Origin of the sequence: Methylobacterium sp. B4, from assembly GCF_003201865.1 — a bacterium.
GTDB lineage: Bacteria > Pseudomonadota > Alphaproteobacteria > Rhizobiales > Beijerinckiaceae > Methylobacterium.
In genome coordinates this window covers 1-2,533 of the sequence record NZ_QJJJ01000050.1, presented here as the reverse complement: position 1 = coordinate 2,533, position 2,533 = coordinate 1, and the positions used below count along the sequence as shown (strand labels likewise).

The 2,533-nt window shown below is 67.6% G+C and carries 2 protein-coding genes; both read left to right on the top strand.

Annotation, left to right across the window (positions count from 1 at the left end):
- The first annotated feature begins 113 nt into the window (after positions 1-113).
- Complete coding sequence (gene istA / locus BY998_RS23785) at positions 114-1,622, top strand: IS21 family transposase (RefSeq protein ID WP_110354156.1); 1,509 nt, start codon at positions 114-116, stop codon at positions 1,620-1,622.
- Positions 1,622-2,428, top strand: a complete 807-nt coding sequence (gene istB, locus BY998_RS23780) for an IS21-like element helper ATPase IstB (RefSeq protein WP_110354155.1) — start codon at positions 1,622-1,624, stop codon at positions 2,426-2,428. Before istA ends, istB begins: the two co-directional genes overlap by 1 nt.
- Positions 2,429-2,533 lie beyond the last annotated feature (105 nt).

Genomic DNA, 2,533 nt, shown 5'->3' with positions numbered 1-2,533 from the left:
TGAGAATCGGCGTGGAAGAAGGACCCGGTTGACGGGTTGATCGGCGTCCAATCGGGACCCACCCCCGGCTTCTCCTCCATGCTCCCGGCCAGTCAGGGCGGGAGCCAGCCGGGATGTTGATTGTGGAGACCATCGCCAAGGTCCGGCGCCTGTTCCGCACCGAGCACAAGAGTATCCGGGAGATCTCGCGGGAGCTGCGTCTGTCGCGCAAGGTTGTGCGTAAGGCCCTGCGTTCGGATGCGACCGCCTTCGCCTACAAGCGTCAGAGGCAACCGCGCCCTCAGCTCGACAGCCACGTCGCCCAACTCGAAGCTTTGCTGGCCGAGGAACTTGCCAAGGCGAAGCGCCAGCGCCTGAGCTACGTGCGCCTGTTCGAGATCCTGCGGCAGGACGGCTTCGCTGGCGGCTACGACAGCGTGCGCCGCTACGCCCAGCGTTGGTTCAAGGATCGCGCCGCCACCGCTCAGGGCGTCTTCGTGCCGCTCGCCTTCGCCCCCGGCGAGGCCTACCAGTTCGACTGGAGCCACGAGACCGTGCTGATCAACGGGGTGACCACCCAGATCAAGGTCGCCCACATCCGGCTCTGCCACTCGCGCCTGTTCCTGCTGCGCGCCTACCCGCGCGAGACTCAGGAGATGGTGTTCGACGCTCATGAGCAGGCGTTCCAGTTCTTTGGAGGGTCCTGCCGGCGCGGCATCTACGACAACATGCGCACCGCGGTGGCCACGATCTTTCTCGGCCGCCAGCGAACGTTCAACCGCCGCTTCCAGCAGTTCTGCTCGCACCACCTCATCGAGCCGACCGCCTGCAACCCGAACGCAGGCTGGGAGAAGGGCCAGGTCGAGAACCAAGTGCGCACGGCCCGGGGGCGTTTCTTCAAGCCCACGCCACGCCATCCATCGTTGGCTGCGCTCAACGGCTGGCTGGAGGAGCGCTGCATCGCTTGGGCGATGACGGCCTCCCATCCGGTGCAGCGCGACCGCACCGTCATGGCGGTGTTCGAGACCGAGGACCGACCGGCCCTCGTCGCATTGCATGAGGCGTTCGATGGCTTCCACGAGGTCGAGGTCGCCGCATCGCCCACCTGCCTCGTGCGCTTCGACAACAACCGCTACTCCGTCGAGGCACGCGCTGCCGGCCGACGGGTGCAGCTGCGCGCCCATGCCGAGCGGATCACTGTCTTCCTCAACGGCGAGCGCGTCGCCGAGCATGCCCGGTGCTTCGGGCGGCACCAGACGATCTATAACCCCTGGCACTACCTGCCCGTGCTCGCCCGCAAGCCCGGCGCTTTGCGCAACGGTGAGCCGTTCCGGGACTGGGACCTCCCCGTGTCACTGCGCGAGGTTCGCCGCCGGCTGGCCGCCTACTCCGACGCGGATCGTCAGTTCGTGACGATCCTCTCGGCCGTGCCCGAGGCTGGGCTGGACGCGGTCGAGGCGGCCTGCACTCGCGCGCTGACCGCCCGCCTGCACAGCGCAGACGCCGTGCTCAACCTGCTCGCCAGAGACCGGGAGCCTGTGCCGCCTCCACCCATGCTTACCCCCTCGTCGTTGACGCTCGGGCTCGTGCCGACGGCGGACTGTGCTCGCTATGACGGGCTGCGCACCTTGGTGAGGGCATAATGGACCGACACGCCGTCCTCGAGCTGATGGTCAAGCTCAAGCTGCGCGGCATGCGCGCGGCCTACGACGAGGTGATGACCCTGGCAGCCAAGCGCCACCACTCGCCCGAGCAGGTCGTGGGTCAACTCCTCACCCTGCAACTGGCTGACGTGGAGAGCCGTGCCACGAGCTACCGCATCGCCAATGCCCGCTTCCCCGTGATGAAGACGCTGGCCGAGTTCGAGTTCGCGGGCTCGCCCGTGGACGCGGTGGCAGTGCGCGAACTGCACCGAGGGAGCTTCCTGGCCGAGAGCAGCAACGCCGTGCTGATCGGGGGCACTGGTTCGGGCAAGACGCATCTGGCCATCGCCATCGGAGCCAACTGCGTGCGCGAGCGCGAGGCGCGGGTGCGCTTCTTCAACACTGTCGATCTGGTCAACCAGCTGGAGGCGGAGGCCCGGGCCGGTAAGGCCGGTCGCCTAGCCGCTCAGTTGGCACGAACCGACCTCGTGATCCTCGACGAACTGGGCTACCTGCCGTTCCCCCGCGCGGGTGGGCAGATGCTGTTCCACCTGATCAGCCGCCTCTACGAGCGCACCTCGGTGATCGTGACGACGAACCTGCCGTTTGCCGAATGGCCGAGCGTGTTCGGAGACGCGAAGATGACTACCGCGTTACTCGACCGCCTGACGCACCACTGCGAGATCTTGGAGACCGGCAACGCGAGCTGGCGGCTGAAGACCCGCGCCTCGGAGCCGGCCGCGGCACGCCGCGACCGGATGGGCGGGTCGCTGGAGACGCGGGCGACGCCGCTGCGCTCACCCTGACGGCTTCGCGGCGTCGCCCGCTGCGTCGCCGATCAATGGAAACCATGCCGCCAGTGGGTCCTTTTTGGACGCCGATCCCGGGTCCCTTTTCAACGCCGATTGACA

Bases quoted from the DNA above. Each gene is read 5' to 3' on its own strand.
- istA (WP_110354156.1), top strand. From the start codon at position 114: ATGTTGATTGTGGAGACCATCGCCAAGGTCCGGCGCCTGTTCCGCACC.
- istB (WP_110354155.1), top strand. From the start codon at position 1,622: ATGGACCGACACGCCGTCCTCGAGCTGATGGTCAAGCTCAAGCTGCGC.